The organism is Metamycoplasma gateae (assembly GCF_036352135.1).
Lineage (GTDB): Bacteria > Bacillota_I > Bacilli_A > Mycoplasmatales > Metamycoplasmataceae > Metamycoplasma > Metamycoplasma gateae.
In genome coordinates this window covers 647208-672318 of record NZ_CP143578.1, presented here as the reverse complement: position 1 = coordinate 672318, position 25111 = coordinate 647208, and the positions used below count along the sequence as shown (strand labels likewise).

Below are 25111 nucleotides of genomic sequence, written 5' to 3'. Positions count from 1 at the left end.
TTTGGGCACGTTTTTAATATTAAACTAATTTATAAATTTATAAAAATAGTCTTTTAATTCATTAATAATTACAGTTATTGAATCTTTTCTTTGATTACCAAAAAGGGTTATTTTTGATTTCATTAAATCAGCAATATTTGTACCTATATCATTAAAATAACCATTCTTAAATTGTTGTTCCATAAATTTATATGTTTTTTCTTTATCTAAATTTAGATTATCAACAATTTTGTTTAAATATTCTTGTTTTTGTTGAATATTAAATTCTGTTCAGTATTCATAAATATTAACTTTTTCATTATCATCAATTTTTGAATTAATCTTACTTAAAAATAGCTCAATTAATTCCTTTTTTGATCTAAGGTTAGGACTTGATTTAATGGCAGTTTGAAATTTATCTTTTATTATTTTAGTTGTATTGACTAATGATTTTGCAATTATATCCAAAATGTATGTAATGTTTATATCTACTGATTTTATTAATTCAATTTCAAAAACTAAATCATTTAAAATGCTTTCACTTTGTTGTCTTTTCTTGTTTTTATATTTATTTTCTAATTCTAGATAAGTACTTTGATAATTTTGTAGTTCAAATTGTGTTAATGATTGATCATTTTCAAATTCTTCAAATTGTAATAATAAATTTCTAAAACGTAGTATTTCACTAAAAATCTTAATAAATTCCTCTTCGTCTTTTTCGTTTTTGAATTTATCAAGTTCGTGGTTAGGAAACTTTTCTTTCAACCTTGTAACAAAGTGGATATAACCATCTTTTTTTCTTCCTTTTTCATCCAAAAAACCATTGTAATATTCAAAGAATGTTTTACATATCATTAAAGAATACAAGTTATTTTCATCGGTAAATAATTCGATAGTTTTATTAACAGAAGCTTCATTGGTTGAAAAACAAACTATATTTCCATTTGACTTTACTTCATTTAGAATTCTATTCGTTCTAGACATAGCTTGTAATAAACCATGATAAATTAATCTTTTATCTAGTCATAATGTATTTAATGTAGTTGAATCGAAACCAGTTAAAAACATATTTACAACTATTGCTATATCTAATTCTCTATTTTTTAAACGAAGACTAAAATCTTTATAAAAATTATTGAAGTTGTCGCTACTTGTTGAATAATTTACATTAAACATTTTGTTATAATCTGATATTGCATATTCAAGAAAATCTTTTGAACTTTGGTCTAATTCATCTACACTTTCATTATTTTCATCATCTAATAATCCACTATAATTTTCAATAGTTTGTTCGTTTGGAGCAAAACTATATATCAATCCAATTTTTAATTTTTGCTCTTCAGGAAGATTTTGTTGTTGTTTTTTAAATTCTTCGTAATAAATTTTAGCTGCATTAATAGAAGAACAAGCAAGGATTGAATTAAAACCATTAATTACCGATTCTTGTCTTATTTCTTTCTTTTGCCCATTGTTTTTGATTATAGATAATTCAGAAATATTAGTTGTTTTAATAATTTTTATATAATCTTTATTTCTTTTTGTTAAACGGTCATAATTTAATAAAATTCATTTTACTATTTTAGAAATTCTTTGTTTATTTTCCAAAACTTCTAATTTTAAGATTCCTGGTACTTCTTTATCTTCTATTTCTTGTTTTGCTTTTATTGTATTAATATATTCAATTCTAAATGGTAAAACATTACCATCCTTAACAGCTTTTTCAATTGTATATGTGTGCAAACAATCACCAAATACTTCTTTAGTTGTTTTTTTATTATGAGCATCATATTTATCCAAACTATTTTGAGGAAAAATTGGTGTTCCTGTAAACCCAAAAAGCATATATTTTTTGAATGATTTTTTACTTATGTTTTCTTGAAAAACACCAAATTGAGAACGGTGACATTCATCAAAAATTAAAACTACATTCTTATTAAAAATAGGGTGTCCTGTTTTTTTATTATTTTTAATAAAAACATTAAGTTTTTGAATTGTTGTAATAATTATTTTTTGTTCGTCGTTTTCAATATTTTCTTTTAACTTATATGAATTAGTATTAGAAACAACACAACCCTTGCTATATCTTTCATATTCTTTCATTGTTTGATAATCCAAATCTTTTCTATCAACGATAAAAAAGACTTTATCAACACCTTCAATATCTTTTGCAAGCATTGAAGTTTTAAACGATGTAAGCGTTTTACCAGAACCGGTTGTATGTCAAATAAATCCACCCGAAGATGTTGTTCCTAATTTTTCCGGAGAAGATAGAGAAACATTGATTCTATTAATTATTTTTTCGGTTGCAACAATTTGGTATGGTCTTAAAATTAATAAAACTTTATCAACAGTTAAAACGCAGTATTTAGTTAAAATGTTTAAAATTGTGTGTCTCGAGAAAAATGTTTGTGTGAAATCTAATAAATCATTAATTCTATTATTTTTTGAATCAGATCAATGAATTGTAAATTTAAACGAATTTGAAGTCTTTTTATTCTTAGAATTTGCATTGTATCTTGCTTTAATTGATGACTCACGAGTAGTATTAGAATAATACTTTGTATAAGTTCCGTTTGAAATAACGAATATTTGAGTAAATAAGAATAAATTGTCATTTTCAAACATTGTTTCATTTTTATATCGTTCAATTTGATTAAAAGCCTCTCTTAAATCAATTCCACGCCGTTTTAATTCAATATGAACAAGTGGAAGACCATTTACTAAAATTGAGACATCGTATCTATTTGAAACGTTTTTTTCACTTGTGATTGAATATTGATTAATCACTTGCAAGCTATTATTATGTATATTTTTTTTATCAATTATTTTTATATTTTTATTACCTTTATTATCATCTAATTCAAGAGTATAAATATAGTTATTTTGAACAATATCAGAATAATCTTCTAGAGTATTATTTTTATTCAAAAGATATGAATGAATAAAACGATTCCATTCGTTGTCACTAAATTGAAAGTTATTTAATTTTTCAATTTGTACCCTTAGATTTTGCATTAATGAATCTTTATCTTTAATTTTCAAATATTCATATCCTTGAGAAACTAATTTCTTAATTAATTGTTCCTCTAGCGATGCTTCTGATTCAAAATAAGTAGAAGTTTTTGCTTTTTCACTGAAAAATTCAGCAATAACTGTTGAAGTATCATTAAATGCTAATGCTTGTTTTTCCATATTTATCTCCTGTTATTATTTATTATTTTTTATCTATAGTTTCTATTTTTTAAAATCTAAAAGTTTATTTAAATAATATTTATACTGTTTTTTTCTTAAATTAATTTCCTTAGGTAATCCATCTTTGATATCCTTAGCATATATTTCTAATTTATCAAGAGTTTCAACTATTTTATTTTGAATTCGAATAGAAGGAATAAGGATCTTTATATTTTTAACGAGATTTATACCCATTTTTTTATTTGAATTGCTTGTAGACTTATTAACAAATTTTGGAAATGTTATTTTTAATAAATATGAAAGATATTTAATATTCATAACTTTCGGATTCTTAAGTTTTAATATACCACAAATATTTGTTATAGAAAACTTATTATTTCTATAAAAAACTGTTCCAGCATAACCATCAGTATTTCATGTTATATATTCTCCATCATAGTCATAAGTATTAATTTTTCCTAAAATTCCATCATTTAATGTTTGAGATGAATATACGGGGAATTCACCTTGATTGTTTAATATATAACTTTTACTATAAATTTTTCCTCTTGAAATTTCAAAAATATCAGGTAATTTATATTCTGTTAAATCCAGCATCAGTTTTCATTCCAACATATTCAATAATTCGATGAATGAACTACTTAGCTCTCTCTCTCTCTCTCTCTCTAGATTATCATCAAAAGTTAATAACATTTTATGATAATAATCAAACTGTTCTTTTCTTTGTTTTATTTCAAGTGGTAGCCCAGTTTTTATATCTTTTGTATAGGTTTCAAGTTTGTCTAAAATATTTGCAATTTTATTTTGAATTTCAATAGATGGAATTGATACAGTTATTTCCTTAACTGTGTTTAGTAATAAAACGGGCATTAATGTAGCTTTAATTACGTATTCAGGCATCACTTTTTTTAATAAATAAAACAAGAATTTTGAATTAACGTAATTATCATTTTTTACCTTTAGAACGCCGCAATGATTAGTGGCAGAAAATTTTCCATTTCTATAAAAAACGGTTCCGGCATTCCCGTCTGTTGTTCATGTTATATACTCGCCGTCGTAATCATATTTATTTATAAAACCAATTATTCCCTCGTTTGAAGTTTGTGAAGAATAAACAGGATAATCGCCCTTATTTTTTAAAATATAATCTTTTGTATAATTTAGACCTCTTGAAATATCACAAATATCTGTTAAATTTATTTTTTTAACATTTGTATCTAATTTTTCTTTTGAATTTAGATTCATAATATTTTTTAATAACATTTCATTGTTAGAAAAATCTAATAATGAGTTTAAATAATAATCATATTGTAAGTTTCTAAGGTCTAACTCTGTTTCTAACTCTGTTTCTAACTCTGTGAACTTGTCTAAAATATTGACAATTTCATTTTGTTTTTCAACCGGTGGTATTGATATCGATATTTTTTTTAACTCTTCTATTCTTATTAAAGAAAAATTATCTACACTTCTGGTTTCTTTTAAAAAACTACCTATCCTAAAAAATAAATAATATAAGAATTTAATACTTATGATATTTTCAAATTCGTCTTTCAAAGAAAAAACAGTAAACCTTTGATTACAGATAAAATCAGTTGTAATAAGGGCGTGTTCTCCTATTGTTGCTGTTGTAGATAATATAATTGAATTTTTAGGGAAAATTTTTCTTGCTTTTTTTACTTTTTTAATTGAATCATCCAAGATTCTGCCATTTAAACGAATGTCTTCCAATCTAAACCAAGGAATAGTCCCGTCTTTTCAATTTTCAGTATTAGACTTTGGTGGTGTAAAGCCTCCAAAAATATTAAAAATATCAGAGAGCTTGTACTGTTTGATATCGCTAGTCATCTTTACCTTCTAATTGTTCGATAATTTGATCGATTTGTAAACGTAGATCGTTAATTTTAGTAACTGTTTGTTTTAATTCAGCATTTAATTTTTTAATATCAATTTTTTCTTTTTCATCGTTTTTAATAACATAATTATTAACTGATAAATTAAAGTCGTTTTGTTTTATTTCTTCTAAAGATACTAGTTTTGAAAAGCCTTGTACATCTTTTTTAAATCTTACAGAATCTAAGATTTTAATTATATTTTCTTCTGTTAATTTACTTGTTTTAGTTTCTTTAACAAATTCATCTGATGCATCGACAAAAAATACATTAGTGTCTGTTTTATTTTTTCTTAATACCAAAATACATGTAGAAATAGAAGTTCCAAAGAATAAATTAGCAGGTAGTTGGATAATTGTATCCACTACGTTTTTATTTTCGACCATTCATTTTCTAATATCAGCCTCAGCTCCACTTCTATAAAGTGTTCCAGGGAATTCAACAATTGCCGCAGTTCCATCTGCTGAGAGATGATTAATCATATGTAAAACAAATGCTAAATCAGCTTTTGATTTAGGTGCTAATGTTGTAACTGAAAATCTTTCATCATTTATCAAATTAACATTTGAATCTCCATCTCATTTAATTGAATATGGAGGATTTGAAACTATTGCATCAAATGGTTTTTCATCTTGGTGTAATGGGTTTGTCAAGGTATTACCTAATCTTATATGGAATTTATCAAAATTAATATCGTGTAAGAACATATTAATTCTTGCTAAGTTATAAGTTGTTAAATTGATTTCTTGACCACTAAAAGATTCTTTAACATTTTCTTTTCCCAAGATTTTTGCATATTTTAATAATAAGGAACCTGACCCACAACAAGGATCATAAACCTTATCAATTTCTTTTTTATCGCCTTTATTTTCATCGTTAAAATCTATTAATGTTAGTCTTGCAAGTAGTTCTGATACTTCTTGTGGTGTAAAGAATTCCCCCCCCGATTTTCCAGCAGAAGAAGCATACATACTCATTAAAAATTCATATGCATCACCAAAAACATCGATAGTATTATCCTGATAATTTCCAAGATCTAATGATTCGATGTGTTTTAAAATGCTATATAGTTTTTTATTTCTTTCAATTACTGTTGAACCTAAACGATTATTATTAGTGTCCATATCACTAAATAATCCTTTTAAATCTTCTTCAGATTCAGTTCCAATAGCAGAAGCTTCAATTTCTTTAAAAACATTATTTAAAATTTCATTTAAATTTTCATTATCTTTACCATTTTTTACAACGTTAGTAAATAATGAAGAAGGTTTAATAAAAAATCCTTTTTCTTTAACTAAAAATTCTTTAGAAATCATAGCTTCTTCATCAGTCATTAAAGAATAATCAAAATCAGCAGTGCCGGCTGCGCGTTCATTATCATTAATATATTTAGTTATATTTTCAGAGATAAAACGGTAGAAAAGGGTAACCAAAACATACTGTTTAAAATCTCAACCATCAACAGAGCCTCTTAAATCTTCTGCAATTTTTCAAATTGAATTATGTAATTTTTTTCTTTCTTCTTGTTTTTTATTATCAAACATATTTCTTCTCCTATTTTTTAAAATTAGTTTAATAGTTTTTTAATTGTTTCAAATGAAAAATTATTAACTAAATATGATCCTACCACCGCTAGGTCAATGCCTGCATCGAAACATTTTTTTATATTAAAATCTTTTATTCCGCCATCTATTTGTATGATGGTATTTAAATTATTTTTAGTAATGAATTCTTTTAAGGTTTTTACTTTATCTAATGTATTTTCAATAAAGGCTTGCCCGCCTTTTCCCGGGTATACACTCATTGGCAAAACTAAGGCAAAATCTTTTAATAAAGGAATTATTTTTGAAACATCAGTATCTGGATTAAATGCAATTCCTAATTGCACTTTTTCTTCTTTTGCTTTTTTAATTATTTCTTGTAATGATTCTTTATTTTTAAAAGCTTCATAATGAAAAGTTAAAATCGCGTTGAATTTTTTATATAAATTAAAGTAATAAAAAACGTCTTCAACCATCAAGTGAATATCCATTTTATGACTTGGACATTTATTATATATGCTTTTTATTTCTTCAAAACTAAGAGCACTATTTGGAACAAACTTATTATCCATAACATCATAATGTATGTTATCAATGTTTCACTCTATTAATTGATTAACATAACTGATTAAATTTTCCTTTTTAACATCTAATATTGACGGACTAATTTTTTTCATTTATCAACTCCTTAAATTAAAATAGTGGTTCCAACATTCTTTTTAGAAAGCTTTTATAGTTTTCATATCTTTCTTCTTTTATTATTCCTTGTTGTACTCTTCTTTTTACTTCGCAATCTTCAATTCTTTCATGATAATGTTTACAACTTCTAAACTTACATAAAACAGATGCTTCTTTGAATGATTTAAATGCAGTAGGCATTTCATCAATTGTTAAATCAAATTCAATTGATGAAAACCCTGGAGTATCAATTATTTCACCACCATTAAAATTAATTAAGCTTACTTCTCTAGTTGTATGTTTTCCTCTGTTCAAGGCTTTTGAAATTGCCTGTGTTTCAAAATTTGTTTTTGCTAAGTAATTTATCAATGTAGTTTTACCAACACCTGTTTGCCCGACAAAAAAACTTGTTTTATGTCTAAAGATATCTTTTAATCCATCAAAACCGGTATTTTCCTCGTAATTAATTTCAAAAACCTTATATCCTTGGTCTTTATAAAAGTTTATTTTTGAGGTTGTAGTTAAATCTTTTTTAGTTAATACAATAATGGGTTCAACATTTTTGTTTTCAATGATGATTAAAAATTTATCAACTAATTGTGAACTAAATTCAGGTTCAACTAAGGACATAACAACTATAGCTTGGTCAACGTTTGCGATTTTAGGGCGAATGAAAAAATTCTTTCGTCCTAAAATATGATGTATTAGTCCTTCTCTTTCAAATTCAACATTGTCGCCAACTATTGGTTTCATATCTAATAGTCTAAGTTTTCCTGAGCCTCTTACGCGATAAGTTTCTTTATCTTCAAATGACTTTACATCATAAAAGCCAGCTACCGATTTTACAATTTTTCCTTTTTCCATATCTTTTATTTTATTCCTTTAAATAATAGCAGTAACAATAAAGTAAATTATTAGTGATAATACAGCAATTGCACCAGCTGTAATTAACGAAATTGTTATAGCCTTATTTATTTTTTGTTTTTTACTTAATATCTTTTTATTTTTTTTCTTTGGTTTGTTTAAATCCTCAATAACTAATTTTTCTTCTAAACTAGCTTGATGACTTAAACAATGTTTTAAATCATTCATTATTTCATAACAATTTTTATATCTATCTTCAGGTTTCTTAGCAGTACACCTTATGATAATATTTTCTACCGCTTGTGGAATTGTTTTTCCAACTCCTTCAAGTGGAGGAATTTTACCGTTTATTTGAAGTAATAATACTGATTGAGTATCAATCCCTTGATAAACAGGGTGACCTGCTAACATCTCATAAAGAATCATCCCAAATGCATATATATCACTTTGAATTGAAGGCCCTTGTTTTCTTGTTGGAATTTCTGGAGCTAGATATTGAACCGATCCAACTGTTTTGTTATCAGCCGTTACTCTTAAACATTCTTCACTTAATGAAATACCAAAGTCTATTAGTTTAACGGTGTTTGTGGTATCTTCAATTAAGATATTACTTGGTTTTAAATCACGGTGTATAACATTTGCTAAGTGAATATCACTAAGTCCTTGACATATTTCGGTTGCAATTCTTATTGCTTCCTCAACAGGTATTTTTTTGTTCTTTGCAATTAAGGATTTAAGATTAGTACCTTTAATTAATTCCATTGCATAATAAGATTCATCTTCACTTACAAAATAACCTATCATCCTTACAACATTTTTTGAACTAATATTTTTTAAAACATTGCATTCGTTTTTAAATCTTATTTGATTAATGGTTTTTTTAGTTGCATCAGGAACAGTTAATATTTTTATTGCAACTCTTTTATTAGCTTTTATAAAAGTAGCCGAATAAACTTCACCATATCCGCCTCTTCCGATTAAAACAAAGTCTTTGAAATGTTTATTAATATTTTCAAATTTATCTAATTTTTTTAATACTTCCATGATTTAAAACTCCAATAATAAAACTGTTAAATTATCTTTAGACATGTTCTTTTTTGCAATATTGATCAGTTTATTAGCTTTAGATTCTAATTTCAGTTTTTTATCTTGAATAATTTGTTCAATTATAGGTTTATTAATATAATCATGGACTCCATCTGAAGTAAGAAGTAAGTATTTTATATTTTCATCGTTTTTTAATAAAAAGCTATCACACTTCATATTTTTATTAGGTCCTAAACAACTAGTAAGTTTATTGGCGTCTGGCAAAAGTCTTAAACTTTCTATATCCAAATTTTTATCTTTTTTATTAATAAGTTGATGCAATAAATTTTGATCTGTGGTTATTTGGTGTAATAATCCATTATAAGCATATGTCCGAGAATCGCCTATATTAAAAACATACGTTTCTTTGTTAATATTAAAAATTAGAGCAGCCGTTAAGGTTGTGCCCATATCTTCATATTGTGTATCATTCAGAGCTATTTTTTTAAGTGCTTTTTTAACATAACTAAGTGCATTATTAAATCACTTATTTATACTTTTTTTATCATTAAATTCAATATCTTTATTAAAACGGGTTTGAAAATATTCAAATAAAAAATCAATGGTTTTTTTTGAACACAATGAGCCTCCAAAATGTCCGCCCATTCCGTCACATAAAACAGCTAATGTTCAATTATCTAAAAAACTAATTGAAGCATTATCCTGATTTTCTTTTCTAAACTTTCCTTTATCCGTTTTAATAAAATAATTCATTAATTTATGCCTTTCTACCAGCTTCTGCTTCTTTTTTATTATCAATAATATGTGAAAAATTAGTTTTAATTATTTCTCTAACTTTTAAAACAGTATCATCAATTGAATTATTTACAACTACATATTGAAAAATTGAAGATGTAACTATTTCTTCTCTAGCTTTATCCAATCTTTTTAGAATTAAATCATATGTTTCAGTATTTCTAAGTTCTAATCTTCTTTCTAATTCAGTTAGTGAAGGTGGCATTAAGAAAATAGTACATAGTTCATTTTCTTTTCCTTCTTTTTTGAATTTTTCAATAATTTGCATTGCACCATTTGTTTCAATTTCAATAAATGGAATTTTTCCTGAAGCTCCAATGTTAGCAATTTCTGAGTATAATGTGCCGTAGTAATTATCAAAATGTTTTGAATATTCTAGCAATTTATTTTCTTTAATAAAGGTTTCGAATGTTTCTACAGGAACAAAATAATAATGAATTCCATCAACTTCACCTTCTCTTGGGTTTCTTGTTGTTATTGATACTGATAATTTTAATTTTAAATCTGGTTGATTAAATAAGAATTGTTCAACAGTTCCTTTCCCAACACCACTAGGTCCAGTAAAAATGATTAATTTTTTTTCCATAAATTACTCCTTTTTAATTAAATTACAATATTGTGTAATTATTAAATAATAATTAATTATAAATTATAAATAAAAAACCGCTTATTTTCATTCAATAAAGTAAATATATATTTTTCCATATTTTTTTACTTTAGATATTTCAAAATTTTGAGCACTGTATTCAAAGTTAGCTCAATCTGTTTCAATGATAATTTTTCCACCTTTATTTATCATTGAATTATTCGTTAAAATATCAATACATTTTATTAATAAATCTTTTTCAATAAATGGAGGATCTAAATAAACAAAATCGTATTTTTTGTCCTTATTTTTAGACAAAAAACTCAAAGCATCAGTGTTAAAAACTGATAAATTTTGTTCATTTAATTGAGACTTATTTTCTAAAATAATCTTATATGCATTTTTATCTTTTTCAATGCAAATTCCTTGCTTTGCTCCGCGTGAAAGTGCTTCCAAACAAAATGAACCAGATCCTGAAAAAAGATCTAAAAAAATTTTATTTTCAATATCAAATTGGATTGATGAAAAGATTGCTTCCCTTGCTCTATCAACTGTTGGTCTTGTTGTTGTTTTTGAAGGTTGTTTTAATAATCTTGAACGGTATTTTCCAGCTATAATTCTTAACATAGTAATAATTATAATAAGTTTTAATTAATATACATAAATTAAGATTTTTATTAAATTTAGATATGATTTATGTTTTAATATTTAATAATATTAAATATAATAAAAATATCTTACTTAAATGATGTTGGGAGCAAAAGTATGGAAAAGAAAAAATCAAAATTTCGCATTTTTTTATTTGCTTTATTTATTACCGTTTTTTCTTTTGGCATTTTAGGTATTGCCGGATATTTTACTTATAATGCAATTTTTAAGAAAATTGATAATAAATTAAGGGAAGAAGAAACTGTAAATCCAATAGATAACAATGATGATGAAAAAAATGAAGCTGAAAATGAAAAAGAAAAGAAACAAAACAATAAGAATATCGTTGTTGAATTAAGGGAAAAAGACAAAGCAATAATTTTTAACAGAAAAGAAAGCGATGGATCAGAAAGCTTAAATAAAAATTTCGTGGTTGGAAATCTAACATTTGTAGAAAAGCCAATTAGTATTGATTCAGATAATACACCAGTATATTATTTAGGTTCCAAAGGATTAACTTTCTTAAATAATATGTTTAAGAAAAGAGCAATGTTTGGGCCTGAAATAAATGCTTTAAAAAAAGTTAATATTAATGTTGAAACAAATCTTGTTTCTCAAGATAACACAAATGGTTTATATCTTCCACGAAGAAACGAAATGTATATATTTATAAAAAATATTATTAATAATAATCGTTCTTTAATGACTCAAAGCGTTGAAAAACGAGCTGAAATCATTTTTGGCACACTAATGCATGAATATAGTCATCATATTGATAATATGTACAATAAAGCAATCAAAAAAAATGATGAGTATGCTAATAATGATTTAATCGAATATGATGGTGACCACGATTTCAAACATTTTGAAATTAATAATAAAAAATTTTTAAATGATTTTAGAATTAATCTTAATTATCATGATGATACAAACAGAAATAAATTTTTAAGATCAAAAGATGATTTTTACTATGATAAAAATAAGATTCCCGTATATAAGGATTTTAGCTCAAATGATTTATTTAGAGCAGCTAATGTTGATATAAGCGCTGAAGAAAAAAAACGATTTGAAGTATTAAATAGTAATAAGTATTTTTTCAATAATAACAAATATCAAAGTATTAATTTTTCTTCACCTGCAAATTTAAAATCAATAAGATATTTATTTTCATTTACTGAGTTGTTTCCTCGTGAAATGATAAAACTTTCTTTAGGGCCTAATTATTGATTTTATAATCCTAATAAAAGCCTAGTTGAAAACTTTTTCTTCTTTGTAAAAAGTAATAAAGAACTAATATTTAACGCTGCTGGTGATGATATTTTAAAAAATCTTAACGTTATAAGAAGAAACTCACTAAGTTTAAACAATGAATTAGTTACATTTGCTCCGAACTGAGTTTTTAAAGATCAAATTGAAACTTTTAGATCAAATATTTTTAATATAAAAAATAATAAATATGAAACACCTTTTGAAAATGTGGGAGATCAATTTCATAAAGGTTTGTTTAAAGCTTATATTGATTTATTGGGTTGGGGAGAATTAATTAGCTTTACCAACTACAACCTACATAACGATAAAAAAGATACGTTAAATTTTGGTGGTTATTTCCAATTACCAACAAAAATATTAAATGATGAAAAATTTTCAAATTTAGATAAAAAAATTATCTTAGTAGAAAAAAATAATGAAGGTAATTTTGAGGAATTAGATTTTGATATGCAAGACTATAACTTTATAGCAAAGAAAAAATGAAATTCTATTTATCGTTACTATAATAAAAATCAGAAACAAGAAAATTATTACAATGAAGATTGAATATACCCAAACCTTTTTAAAGAAGGATATGAATATGTTTCATACTTTATAAAAGATTTAAATAAAAATAAAATTAAACAAAAATTTAGAAATAATAAATTTGACATTCGTATATGAATAGATTTAAATCAAGATGGTAAATATGATTTAAATGACAAAAAAAATAATGAAGTAATTTCTTTATTAAATGATAATGAATGAAATAACAGCGGAGACATTTTTTATCAAAGATACCTAAATAACAAAAGAAAATCTACTACATTTAGAAGATTTTATGCTCCTTCAATAAAATATGAATGATTCAAATTAAACCAAGATTTAATAGATAAAAAATACTACTACAGCATTGAAAATTATTAATAATTAAGCCAACTTTATTAGCTGGCTTTTTATTTTTAAAAAATATCTTATATAATTTTTTTATGAAAAAAATTAGATTAGTATTAGCAGGTACAGAACAATTTTCTAAAACTATTTTTAAATCATTGATATTAGATGAAAGATTTGAGGTTATTGCTCTAATAAGTCAGCCGAATAAAAAAATGGATAGAAATAAAAATATATTACCTACTCCTATTTCTTTATTAGCAAATGAATTTAATATTCCTCTCTTTCAACCTAACAAAATTGGTGAAATATATGATGAACTTTCATCAATAAACTTTGATTTTTTTATTACAGCTTCTTTTGGACAATTTATTCCTGAAAAAATATTAAAATTAGCATCTAAACTTTCGTTGAATGTTCATGGCAGTTTATTAGAAAAATATCGTGGAGCCGCACCAATACAATATTCTTTATTAAATAACGATGAAATAACTGGTGTTTCATTAATTGAAATGGTTAATAAAATGGATGCTGGTGATATTTTAAAATCTTTTGATATAAAAATTAATGAAGAAGATACAGCAATCGATTTATTTTATAAATTAGCTTATGAAACAACATTAAGAATAGGCAATTGACTTGAGGACATTTATAACGACAATTTTGAGCGAAAAATTCAAGATGAAAACCTAGTTTCTTTTGCTTCAAAAATAAAAAACGAAGAAGCAGAATTAAGCTTAAATCTTACAACACAGGAAGCACTAAACAAAATAAGAGCTTTCAACGACCAACCAGGCGCCTTTGTATTACAAAATAATAAAAGATTAAAAATTTTTAGAGCAACAAAAAACAAAATAGGTACTCCTATAAAAATTCAATTTTTAGATGGATTTTTATATTTAATTGAATATCAATTTGAAGGAAAGAAAAAAGTTAAATATGAAATTTAATTTTGAAGATTTTTTAAAAGAACAAAAGAAAGAAAAATACTGAAATAATATTGAAAAAATTTTAAAAATAAAGAGAATAGTACCAAAAGCTGAACAAATTTTTAATGCTTTTGATGATTTTGATTTCAATAATCTTAAACTCGTTATTTTAGGTCAGGATCCATATCCAACAAATAATAATGCAGACGGTCTTTGTTTTTCTACAAACAACGAAAAAACTCCTTCATCTTTAAAAAATATTTTTATCGAAATTAAAAATACTTATCCAAATGCTAAATTAGATTCAAATAATTTAAGTAATTGAAAAAAACAAGGAGTTTTATTACTCAATACAATATTAACAACTGAAGAAAATAAAACATTGGCTCATAAAAATTTAGGTTGAGAAATTTTTAATATTAATTTACTTAATAAATTATTAGAAGGAAACAAAAATATATTGTTTTTAGCAATGGGTAAAGATGCTTCTGATTTTATGAAAAAAATTAATGTTAATAAAGAAAATATTTTTGAAACACCTCACCCATCTCCACTCTCTTGTTGAAGAGGTTTTTTAGGTTCAAACATATTCAAAAAAATTAATGAAAAATTAAAGAATTTAAACAAAACTGAAATTGATTGAAGCACAAATTAAAAGAAATAAAAACAAAAATACAAAAATGTTTATAATTTAAGAATACTATTAAAAATAGTATTTTTTTAATAAAAGGAGACCTTATGATTTCAAATTACGAGACAAAACGTAGTAGTAATATGTTATTAAAAGTTGCTTATGAAGGGCAAGCTTTTTGTTCTTGTGTTGCTCAAACACATAAATACATAAGTGAAGATTTTGATAAAAACGTTGCACACATTTATGTTTCAAAAGAAGTAAAAGATTACTATGGTTTTTTAAAAATTGTTGACCATATAATTAATCTAAAAAGAAGAAGTTATCAAATTGATATTTCTTCGTTTGCTAACTTGCCATTTTTAACAACAGAAGAAGTACTAAGAGCATTTATAACAAGAATGGCATTTTTTGATGCTAAATTGTACTCAGCTAAAAAAGAAGATAAAAAATCAAAAGATAAAATTGAACTATCTTTATATTTAGAAGATAAAAGTTATGTTAAATATGTAAAAAGACTTATTTTAATTTCAGAAAATGTTTCTAAAACACGTGACCTACAAATTACACCTCCAAACATTGCAACAAGTGAATGAATTGCAAGAGAAATTAAAAAAGACTTTGCAGGAATAGAAAATTTAACTGTTAAAGTTTTAAATAAACCAGAAATTGAAAAATTAGGAATGGGATTATTATTAGCAGTTAATGCAGGTTCATCATATCAACCTAGAGTTGTAATCGTTGAATACAACGGAAATCCAAAAAGTAAAGAAAAATTTGTATATGTTGGAAAAGGTATTACATTTGATACTGGAGGATACAATACAAAAGGCTACCACATGGAAGGTATGAAATTTGACATGTCTGGTTCAGCTATAGTTGCTTATGCTGTTAAAGCTATAGCACAATTAGGAATTAAAGCTAACGTTGCTGCTATTATGATGTTAACTGATAATGCAATCGATACACATGGTACAGTTCCTGAATCAGTTGTTAAATCAATGAGTGGAAAAACTGTTGAAATTACTGATACTGATGCTGAGGGTCGTTTAGTATTAGCTGATGGTATTTTTTATGGAGCTAAAAAATTAAATGCTTCTCTAATCGTCGATGTTGCAACATTAACAGGAGCTATGATAAGAGCTTTAGGTAAAACATATTCAGGTATTTATTCAACAAACACAGACAGATGAAACGCTTTTAAAGAAGCAGCAGATGTCGCTCATGAAAAAGTGTGAAGATTACCAATGCATGATGATTTTGCAAAAACAAATAAAGATAGTTTGGTTGCCGATTTATGCAATTACAACGGCAAATCAAAAGCTGATTCAAACTCAGCAGCAATGTTTTTAAATGAATTTGCAAACAAAGTTGATTTCATTCACTGTGATGTTGCAGGAACAGCAGATGCTAACAACATGGGATTAGGAATTTTAGTTTCAACTCTAGTAGAACTAGCAGAAAGACAAAAATAAGAAAGGCTAAATAATTATGGAATTGATTAAAAAAATAGATACAAAACGTAATGATTATTTACTACTAAAAGCTGTTTATAAAGATGATGAAGCTCCTACTAACCTAGTTGAAAAAGAATTTGCTATTACTGAATTTTTATCACAAAATGTAGCATACGTTTACATGGGTGATAGAGATTCAATGAAATATGATAAAATGTACAACTTTGCAAAAAATTTAGGTCTAAATGCCGCAAGAAATTACCAAATCGATTTAAAAACTTTTCCAGTTGATAAGAAAATATGTATTTATGACACAACAGACGCATTTACTAAGGGCATTAACTTTTCAGCTGCTAAACTATTTAACAAAAAAACTGTTTATAAAAAAGAAAACAAAAATTCACTATCTTTATTTTTAGAAGAACCATCAAAAGAATTAATTGATTACTTTAAAAAAGCTGTAATCTTATCAGAAGCACAAAACTGAGCAAGGGATTTGGGCGTTACACCTCCAAACGAATTAAATTCAGAACAATTAGCTTCTATTGTTGAAAAAGAACTAAGACAATATAGAAACTTATCAGTTAAAGTATTAAACAAAAAAGAAATTGAAAAATTAGGAATGGGATTACTTCTATCAGTTAATAGAGGATCTACATTTGAACCAAGAGTTGTTGTTATTGAATATACAGGTGATAGTTCATCAAAAGAAAAAACTGTATTAGTTGGTAAGGGTATTACATTTGATTCTGGTGGTTACAACATTAAGACTGGACGTCATATGAATGGTATGAAATATGATATGGGTGGTTCAGCCGTTGTTGCAGCTGTTATGAAAATTATTGCTCAAACTAAACCAAATAAAAATGTTTCAGGTATTATGTGTATAACTGATAACAGAGTTAATGGCGATGCTTCGTTACCTGATTCAGTATGAACATCAATGAGTGGTAAAACAGTTGAAGTAAACAACACCGATGCAGAAGGTCGTTTAGTAATGGCTGACGGTTTATACTATGGAGCTACTAAATTAAATGCAACAAGATTAATCGATGTTGCAACATTAACAGGAGCTATGATTATGGCACTTGGTGATACTTACACCGGTGTTTGATCAACTTCAGAAAAAGGTTGAGAAGATGTAGAACTTGCTGCTAAAATTCAACACGAGTTAGTTTGAAGAATGCCACTTGACGAAGATTATGCTGAATATATAAAGGGTTCATTGGTAGCCGATTTAAAAAACACTGACTTCACCGGCAATGCAGGTTCATCATCAGCAGCAATGTTCTTAAAAGAATTTACAAATGATGTTGAATATATCCACTTCGACATTGCAGGAACATGCGACGTAAATGAAAAACCAATGTTTGCTATGGTAAAAACTATTTCAGAACTTGTTTCAAGATAATTTAAATCATATAAAGTAGGAAAGACCCTGCTTTATTTTTTAACATGTTTTTTAATGCTTATTTTGCTATAATTGAAATAATTATTTTTTAAAAGGAGAAAATAACCAAACTATGTTTTTTATTGATTGAATAAGAAAAACGAGAAGAATAATACGTACCAAGTCATACCTTTTATCTGTATTTGAAATTGCGTTATTTGGTCTTCTTCTTTCTTTATATATGATAACTTCCGTAATTGAAAGATTTGTTTTTGTAGGAGCATTTAATATCTCATTAACATATGCAGTATTTGTTGTTTTTGGCTTAGCATTAGGTCCTTGAAAAGGAGCGATTATAGGGTTATTATGCGATACGTTGAATCAAATTATATTTGGTATATCCACATGAATGCCGGAATATGCAATAATACCAATATTAATTGCATTTCTATCTGGATATATAATGAATATTTTTACTAAAAATCAAAAGGCAACATGATTAATAGGTTTTATATTGTTATTATTAATTACATCAATATTTATAGCTATATTAGTAACTCAATATGATTCATTGCCTATAAACGAAGTATCAAGAGCAAGAAAGAAAAAATTCTCTCTTCAAGCAGTTATAGGTATTTCAGTTTTTGGGGTTGGTATTATTTGAATTTCTGCTTTTGTGTTTTTATTAATTTACCTATTTACTCGAAATATAAGAATCAAATATGCTTGTTATTTATTATTTACAATATTATTAACAATATTTATAATCTTAATTGTTTCAAGATGATTATGAGGACCTTTTGCATATATAAACTTCCATAATCGCTTTAGGGGCGGAAAATGAGAATACTCAGAATACTATTTCTTTTTTATGATACCTATTGTATTCAAAAGTTTAATAGAAATTCCTGTATATACATTTTTAATATTTTTAATATTTCCTGTCGTAAAAATAATTAGACAAAAAATAAATACCTCATCAAAAAGAATTGGTATATATTAGCCAACAAAAAAATACTGGTCGTTCCAGTATTTTTAATTATTATTTTTAATTACTTATTGGAAATTCAGTTACAAATGCATAAGAAACAATATCGCCTTTTTGATATCTTACTGCAACTGTAATTTTTGTTTTCTTTTTATCAGTTTTAAATTCTGTTGGTTTGATAATTGTAAAACCTTCAGGCATTTCAATGCCATAAATTAATTTATCCATTGAAAAATCGTCTTTTGTATATTCGCCGTTATATTTAACATCTTTATTAAAACCTAACGCTTTAATTTCTTCATATAGTTCAAGTTTTTTAAGGTCATTTTCACCAAATTTGGTATTGTTAATTTTAATTCTTGTTGAACTAATTTTTGTATAGTCCTTTGCAATAATGTCTGATAAAGAACCATATGTTAATTTTATTGATTTGATTTGATCATTTTCAATTATTGGGTTTGAAAATATTAAAACATTTTGAGAATCTGCAAAAGATTTTGAGCTATTGTAGAAAAACAACTCAGATGATCTTTTAAATTGTTTTGAATCATACACAAAATGCTGAGCTTTTAAAAAGTTTTCTTTTTCTTCTAATATTAGTTTCTTAACTTCTTCGTTTAAAATAAGAAATGGCGCACTTTTTAGATTTTTTAAAATCTTATCATGAATTGCTCTAAAACCTGCATCATCAGTTAATTTTTCATCTTCTGAAGTGCCTACAAAATCTACTAATTCAATTTTTTCATAGCTAGCTTCATCAATTGTTGCGCTTGGTGCTTCGTAATCTTCAACAGGGTCTTGACCTTTTTCTTTTCTTATTTTGTTTAGTTCATCAACTCCAAGTTTAGATAAATCGACATTAATTTGTCCTGTATGTGTTGGACTTTCATCTCAATCTGCAAAAGATACTTCAACACTTACTTGTTTTATCCCATCTAAATCCTTGATCTGAATAAATTTATAATTAAATTGATTATTTTTCTTAGTTAATCAATATGATTTATTTGTTAATTTTGCAAAGTCATTTCTTTCCAAATATGTTTTATCTTTTGAATAATAAGGATATATTGATAAACCACTTAGTTGAGATTCCAAATAAGAAAATTGTTGCTCTATTGTTAAATCATGAGGAAATATTGAACCTTCTTTTGAATATCTTTCTGTATTAACTTCTACTGTTGAACTTTTGGTAACATTTTCATTTGTTTTCGATGTTAATTTAACATCGATTCTGTATTCAATATCGCTTGTTTTAATTAAATTTGATAGCTCAAATTTATAAAGAGTATTATCAAAATCAGAAACAACAAAGTTTGGTTTATCTTCAAAATTTGTTATTGATACATTTTTCTTAACGTGTTGATAAGCTTTTTCATTTAAAAATCTAACTTTTAAACTAGCAAGATTTTTATCTAAATTTTCTTGTTCTTTTGCTTCCTGTGATTTTTCTTCATCAGTTTTTGCTCAACCTTTTAGTTCGAAAGATTTATTTTTTGTATGACCAAACTCAGTACCTTTTTTTTGAAGTTTATAAATAATCGTAATATCTGATGTTTCTTCATTTTTTACTGCTTTATAGCTTGAAAATTCAAATTCTTTTGGCAATGAATATTTTATATTTTCAATAATGGCGTCAGCTAGTTTGGTTTCTTCTATATTTTCATACCAAAATGTCAAATATTCTTCAGCTAATATTAAAAGTTCTTCATTACTTTTGGTTTTTAACTCTTCTGCTTTGCTTTTGATTCTAGTAGATGTCGAAGATAAAATATTAATAATAGCTTGTTTTTCACTTAAACTTTTATCTTCTGCAACTATTTTTTTAGCTTTAGATATAACCGTCTCATACTCTTCTAATTGGCTTTTTGAAATAACTAACGAACCTTTATTTTCCTTTACTATTTGTTCCAACTTTGCTATCTCAGAATTAAGTTCATTATTCATTTCTTCATGTTTGCTATCTTTTTCATCTGAACATGAAATAGAAATAATAGGCGAAACTAAGGTTGGACCTATTAATCCTACAGATAATAATATTTTTTTTATTTTTGACATAAAACCTCTTTTAAAAATAAAAATAAGGACACCAAAAAAGTGCCCTTATTTATTTATAGTTATAGTTTTTTTTATTCTAATACGTAATAATTTCATATTATGAAAAAAATTATACCATACTAAAAAATAAAAAGCCTCTACTTGGCTTTTTATCCTAAATTGAAAATTCAAGTGCAACACGTTTAAAGTAAAATTTAGATGTGGAACTTGAATTTTTTATATTAATTAAAAAAGAAAAGTTCCATTGGAACGGAACGGAACTCATATGAATTATACAATAAAAAAATATAACCATTTAACAGATAATGAAAGAATAATTATTGAAAATTATTTAAAGTTAAATTATTCTCTTCGTAGGATTTCGAGATTAATCGAGCGAAGTGTTTCGACCCTAAGTAGAGAAATAAAGAGGAATACAAATAGTTTCGGAACTTATGAATTTAAACACGCTAGTTTAAAAACAAGAGAAAGATCAAGACATAAGTATTATTTTAAATTCGTGGATAACCAAAAATTCAAAAATTTTTCTAACGCTTTTTTACAAAAATATGACAAAAAGTTTTTTGGTATAAAGTCAACATATAATTTTATAAAAACTAGCACAGAACACTGTTGTCCTTCTTTAAGAACGGTTTTTAATTGAATAAACACTAATAATTGAGTTATAAAAAAGTACGATAAATTAAGACAATATTATAAAAAAGGTGGTAAAAGAACAGCATCCGTAATAAAACGGCTTGTAAAATCTGCTGATTATGTTTTTCCAATATGAACTAGACCCAAATCTATAGATTTAAGACTTGAATTGGGACACTGAGAAGCAGATCTAGTTTTAGGAAAAGAGCCAATGGATATAATAATGTTTTTAACTTTAACTGAAAGAAAAACAAGAATAGGATTTGCAAAAATAATACAAAGCAAATCACCAAATATAATTAATTCAGAGTTAAAAAAGATTATAAGAGATAATGAATTAGAAGTAAAAACAATAACAGTAGACAATGGTATTGAATTTGAAAAAATAGGTATTTTAGCCAGATGATTAAATATAAAGATTTATAGAGCTGAACCTTATGCATCTTTTCAAAGAGGCTCAAATGAACATTGAAATGGAATTTTGAGAAGAGAATTCAAAAAAGGTTTTAACTTTAATACTATAACTCAAGAAAAACTTGACTCAGTTGTTAACCAAATAAATAATATGACGCGGGAAATATTAAATTGGAAGACACCATTACAAACCTATTTAGAATATATTAAATAATTATTATTAACAAAAATTAACATAATAAAATTATGCTTATCTTCATTTGAAAAAATGAATATTTTCTATTTACTTTTTTTGATTTATTAATTTTAAAAAAATAAAATGTATAATAAAAAAAGCCCAAGGCATTGTGTTGCACTTGAACTTTCTCTTTGGGATAAAAAGCCTCTACTTGGCTTTTTATTTGATTGCAACTATGCGTATTCTTTTTAGCAACTTAAAATTAGTGCTTTTGAATACATTTAAATTATATTATTATTTTTCTAAATCCTCTAAATTATCTAGATTAATATCAGAAGTAACTTCAATCAATTCAGAAGCCGTCATTTCTCTTTCTTTATCTGTTTCGTCTGATTGATCAATAATTTTCGCAACTCCAACAATTGAAGCATTTCTTTTCTTAAGATTTACAAGTTTTACACCTTTTGCATTTCTACCTGTAATACTTACTTGTTTTAATGAAAATCTAATACTAATTCCGTCATCAGTAATAACAATAATATCTTCTGTGCCTTTTACAGTGGCTGAGTAAGCCATCTCACCAGCTTTTTCATCATCTAAAGCAATAACGCCACGAGAATTTCTTCTTGTTTTTCTAAAGTTTTCAGCTAATGTTAATTTACCAAAACCATTAGCACCAAGGCTAAATATGTATTTTCCCTCACTTGAAGTAGATACAGATACAACCTTATCATTTTCATCTAGCTTAATTGCAATAACCCCAGCTGCTACTCTACCCATTGCGTTAATATCTTTGATATCAAATCTACAAATTTTTGAATTACTTGCAGCAATATAAATTTCTTCGTCGTTTGTTGCAACAAGTGCATCAACTAATGAGTCATTTTCTTTTAACCCAAATGCCATTTTACCGTTTTTGTTTATTAATTTATAATGCGATAAATTAGATTTTTTGATAATACCATTTTTTGTAACAGTTAATAAGAATTTATCTTTTTCATAATCCCTATCATCAACACTTAATATTTTAATAACTTTTTCATCCTTAGCAAGTGCGCCAATTATATTAATAATTGGTATCCCTTTTGATTGTTTTGTTCCTACTGGAATTTCATAACCTCTAACACGATATACTCTTGCATTTGTTGTAAAGATTAATAAATCAGTATGAGTGTTTGCAACTAAAATATCTTGGATATCATCATCTTGATATGTTTTAGCTGTTGATACACCAATACCACCACGGCCTTGTTCTTTGTATTCATCTAAGTCTAAACGTTTTAAATATCCATTTGTAGTTATAGTGATTACAACATCTTTTTTAGGTATTAAATCTTCATTATTTATATCAGAAACTTCATCTCAATTTATTTCTGTCTTACGTTTATCACCGTAAGCTTCTTTTATCTCTTGTAATTCTTTAATAATCAATTCAATTAAGGCATCTTTATTTGAAAGTATTCTTCTATATTCAGCAATACGTTCATGAACTTGGAATAATTCTTCATTCATTTTTTCAATAGCAAGTCCTGTTAATCTGCCCAATCTCATATCAACAATTGCTTTTGTTTGTATTTCAGTAAGATTAAACTCTTTACCTAAAGTCGCTTGTGCTTCAGCATCTGTTTTAGATTGTTTAATTATTGCAATAACACGATCAATATTTTCAACACAAATTTTTAAACCTTCTAAAATATGAGCTCTTGCTAAATCCTTTTCTAAATCAAATTGTAATCTTCTTGTTACAACGTTTATTTGATGATTTAGATAAACTTCTAAAGCCATTTTCAAATTTAATTTTAATGGTTCATTGTTTACTAAAGCAACCATATTAAATGAGAATCTTGTTTGGAATTCTGTTAATTTGAATAATTTATTTAGAATAACTTCGGGAACGAAATTCTTCTTAACTTCGATAACAATTCTTATTCCATCTCTATTTGATTCGTCTCTAAAATCTGAAATACCTTCAATTTTTTTATCTTTAATTAAATGGCTGATGCTTTCAATTAAATTAGATTTATTTTTCCCATATGGGATTTCTGTAATTATAATTCTTGATTTTCCATTACTTAATTCTTGAATGTTGGCTTTTGAACGAATAGTCACTCTACCAACACCAGTTTCGTAGGCTTTTATTAAGCCTTCTTTATCAAATATTATTCCACCGGTAGGGAAATCAGGACCTTGAATATGTTCCATTAATTCTGCAATTGTAATATTAGGATTTTTTGCAAGCGCACAAACACCGTCAATAACTTCATTTAAATTATGAGGAGGAATGCTTGTTGCCATACCGACAGCAATACCATATGATCCAGAAATTAATAAATTAGGAAATCTTGCTGGTAAAACAACTGGTTCTTTTTCTGTACCATCATAGTTATCAATAAAATCAACAGTATTCTTCTTTAACCCATCAACCATTGCACTAGCTATCTTAGACATTCTTGCTTCTGTATAACGCATTGCAGCAGCTGAATCGCCGTCAATCGAACCAAAGTTACCATGACCATCGATTAATGGATAACGAAGTGAAAAATCTTGAGCCATTCTAACCATAGCCTCATAAACAGAACTATCACCATGAGGGTGGTATTTACCTAAAACATCCCCAACAATACGAGCCGATTTTTTGTGTTGAACATTATGAAACATCCCAAGTTCACTCATACCGTATAAAATTCTTCTATGAACTGGTTTAAGTCCATCTCTTGCATCAGGTAAGGCACGAGCAACAATAACACTCATCGCATACTCTAAAAATGAATTTTTCATAACCGTTGCTAAATCAGCTGGTTTAAGTCCGTTTTCTTCACTATCTAAAATACGACTTTGAACAGTATATCCTTCTTTTTCTTGAGGAATATATTCTTCATCATCTTCAATTTCTTCTTCTTTTATATCATCTGTAAAAACTCTTTTGATTTCATCATCAACAACATAATAATCATCTAACTCATTTTTTTTGTCTTCTTCATTTTGATCTATTAATTTAAAATCTTTGTCTTCGTCATCTAAAAACATGAAAATCTCCTAATATATTACATAAGTAATATATTAATTATATCA

The 25111-nt window shown here is 26.0% G+C and carries 18 protein-coding genes; 7 read left to right on the top strand and 11 right to left on the bottom strand.

The features are described 5' to 3' along the window. Window positions 1-24: 24 nt before the first annotated feature. The 9 genes from V2E26_RS03015 to rsmD form a co-directional block, all read right to left on the bottom strand. The gene (locus V2E26_RS03015) at window positions 25-3171 is read right to left on the bottom strand and encodes a type I restriction endonuclease subunit R (protein ID WP_330463404.1); all 3147 of its coding nucleotides are present in this window, start codon (window positions 3169-3171) and stop codon (window positions 25-27) included. Between the two features lie 42 nt (window positions 3172-3213). Continuing rightward, window positions 3214-5016, bottom strand: coding sequence for a restriction endonuclease subunit S (locus tag V2E26_RS03010; protein WP_330463403.1), 1803 nt, complete (start codon window positions 5014-5016; stop codon window positions 3214-3216). Next, window positions 5009-6604: a type I restriction-modification system subunit M gene (locus V2E26_RS03005; protein ID WP_330463402.1), complete on the bottom strand. Its 1596-nt coding sequence runs from the start codon at window positions 6602-6604 to the stop codon at window positions 5009-5011. Before V2E26_RS03005 ends, V2E26_RS03010 begins: the two co-directional genes overlap by 8 nt. Window positions 6605-6627: 23 nt before the next feature. Further along, window positions 6628-7278, bottom strand: a complete 651-nt coding sequence (locus tag V2E26_RS03000) for a ribulose-phosphate 3-epimerase (protein WP_330463401.1) — start codon at window positions 7276-7278, stop codon at window positions 6628-6630. Between the two features lie 16 nt (window positions 7279-7294). Next, window positions 7295-8143, bottom strand: coding sequence for a ribosome small subunit-dependent GTPase A (gene rsgA, locus V2E26_RS02995; protein ID WP_330463400.1), 849 nt, complete (start codon window positions 8141-8143; stop codon window positions 7295-7297). 18 nt (window positions 8144-8161) lie between these two features. Beyond that, window positions 8162-9187 carry a serine/threonine-protein kinase gene (locus V2E26_RS02990; RefSeq protein ID WP_330463399.1) on the bottom strand — a complete coding sequence of 342 codons (1026 nt, stop codon included), beginning with the start codon at window positions 9185-9187 and terminating at the stop codon, window positions 8162-8164. 3 nt (window positions 9188-9190) lie between these two features. Beyond that, window positions 9191-9943: a PP2C family protein-serine/threonine phosphatase gene (locus V2E26_RS02985; RefSeq protein ID WP_330463398.1), complete on the bottom strand. Its 753-nt coding sequence runs from the start codon at window positions 9941-9943 to the stop codon at window positions 9191-9193. 4 nt (window positions 9944-9947) lie between these two features. Further along, on the bottom strand, window positions 9948-10571 hold the full coding sequence (gene gmk / locus V2E26_RS02980; protein WP_330463397.1) for a guanylate kinase: 624 nt from the start codon (window positions 10569-10571) through the stop codon (window positions 9948-9950). A gap of 81 nt (window positions 10572-10652) precedes the next feature. Continuing rightward, entirely contained in the window at window positions 10653-11198 is a 546-nt protein-coding gene (rsmD, locus tag V2E26_RS02975; protein ID WP_330463396.1) for a 16S rRNA (guanine(966)-N(2))-methyltransferase RsmD, read from the bottom strand. Between the two features lie 138 nt (window positions 11199-11336). Between rsmD and V2E26_RS02970 the strand changes: the two genes are divergently transcribed. The 6 genes from V2E26_RS02970 (at window position 11337) to V2E26_RS02945 (ending at window position 18771) form a co-directional block, all read left to right on the top strand. Beyond that, window positions 11337-13394: an MYPU_1760 family metalloprotease gene (locus V2E26_RS02970; RefSeq protein ID WP_330463395.1), complete on the top strand. Its 2058-nt coding sequence runs from the start codon at window positions 11337-11339 to the stop codon at window positions 13392-13394. Between the two features lie 62 nt (window positions 13395-13456). Further along, a complete protein-coding gene (locus V2E26_RS02965) occupies window positions 13457-14311 on the top strand; it encodes a methionyl-tRNA formyltransferase (protein WP_330463394.1) in 855 nt (284 codons plus the stop codon). Continuing rightward, complete coding sequence (locus tag V2E26_RS02960; protein WP_330463393.1) at window positions 14301-14945, top strand: uracil-DNA glycosylase; 645 nt, start codon at window positions 14301-14303, stop codon at window positions 14943-14945. The genes V2E26_RS02965 and V2E26_RS02960 overlap by 11 nt, the downstream gene beginning before the upstream one ends. Window positions 14946-15028: 83 nt before the next feature. Beyond that, entirely contained in the window at window positions 15029-16396 is a 1368-nt protein-coding gene (locus V2E26_RS02955) for a M17 family metallopeptidase (RefSeq protein ID WP_330463392.1), read from the top strand. A 16-nt stretch (window positions 16397-16412) separates the two neighbouring features. Next, on the top strand, window positions 16413-17789 hold the full coding sequence (locus V2E26_RS02950; protein WP_330463391.1) for a M17 family metallopeptidase: 1377 nt from the start codon (window positions 16413-16415) through the stop codon (window positions 17787-17789). Window positions 17790-17901: 112 nt separating this feature from the next. Next, complete coding sequence (locus V2E26_RS02945) at window positions 17902-18771, top strand: ECF transporter S component (RefSeq protein WP_330463390.1); 870 nt, start codon at window positions 17902-17904, stop codon at window positions 18769-18771. Window positions 18772-18816: 45 nt separating this feature from the next. Here V2E26_RS02945 and V2E26_RS02940 read toward each other — a convergent pair whose 3' ends face one another. Further along, a complete protein-coding gene (locus V2E26_RS02940; RefSeq protein WP_330463389.1) occupies window positions 18817-20811 on the bottom strand; it encodes a hypothetical protein in 1995 nt (664 codons plus the stop codon). 265 nt (window positions 20812-21076) lie between these two features. Here V2E26_RS02940 and V2E26_RS02935 point away from each other — a divergent pair, with 265 nt between their 5' ends. Then, window positions 21077-22075 carry an IS30 family transposase gene (locus tag V2E26_RS02935; protein WP_330463388.1) on the top strand — a complete coding sequence of 333 codons (999 nt, stop codon included), beginning with the start codon at window positions 21077-21079 and terminating at the stop codon, window positions 22073-22075. 258 nt (window positions 22076-22333) lie between these two features. On the opposite strand, the gene gyrA is transcribed toward V2E26_RS02935, so the two are convergent. Beyond that, window positions 22334-25066: a DNA gyrase subunit A gene (gyrA, locus tag V2E26_RS02930; protein ID WP_330463387.1), complete on the bottom strand. Its 2733-nt coding sequence runs from the start codon at window positions 25064-25066 to the stop codon at window positions 22334-22336. Window positions 25067-25111: the final 45 nt, after the last annotated feature.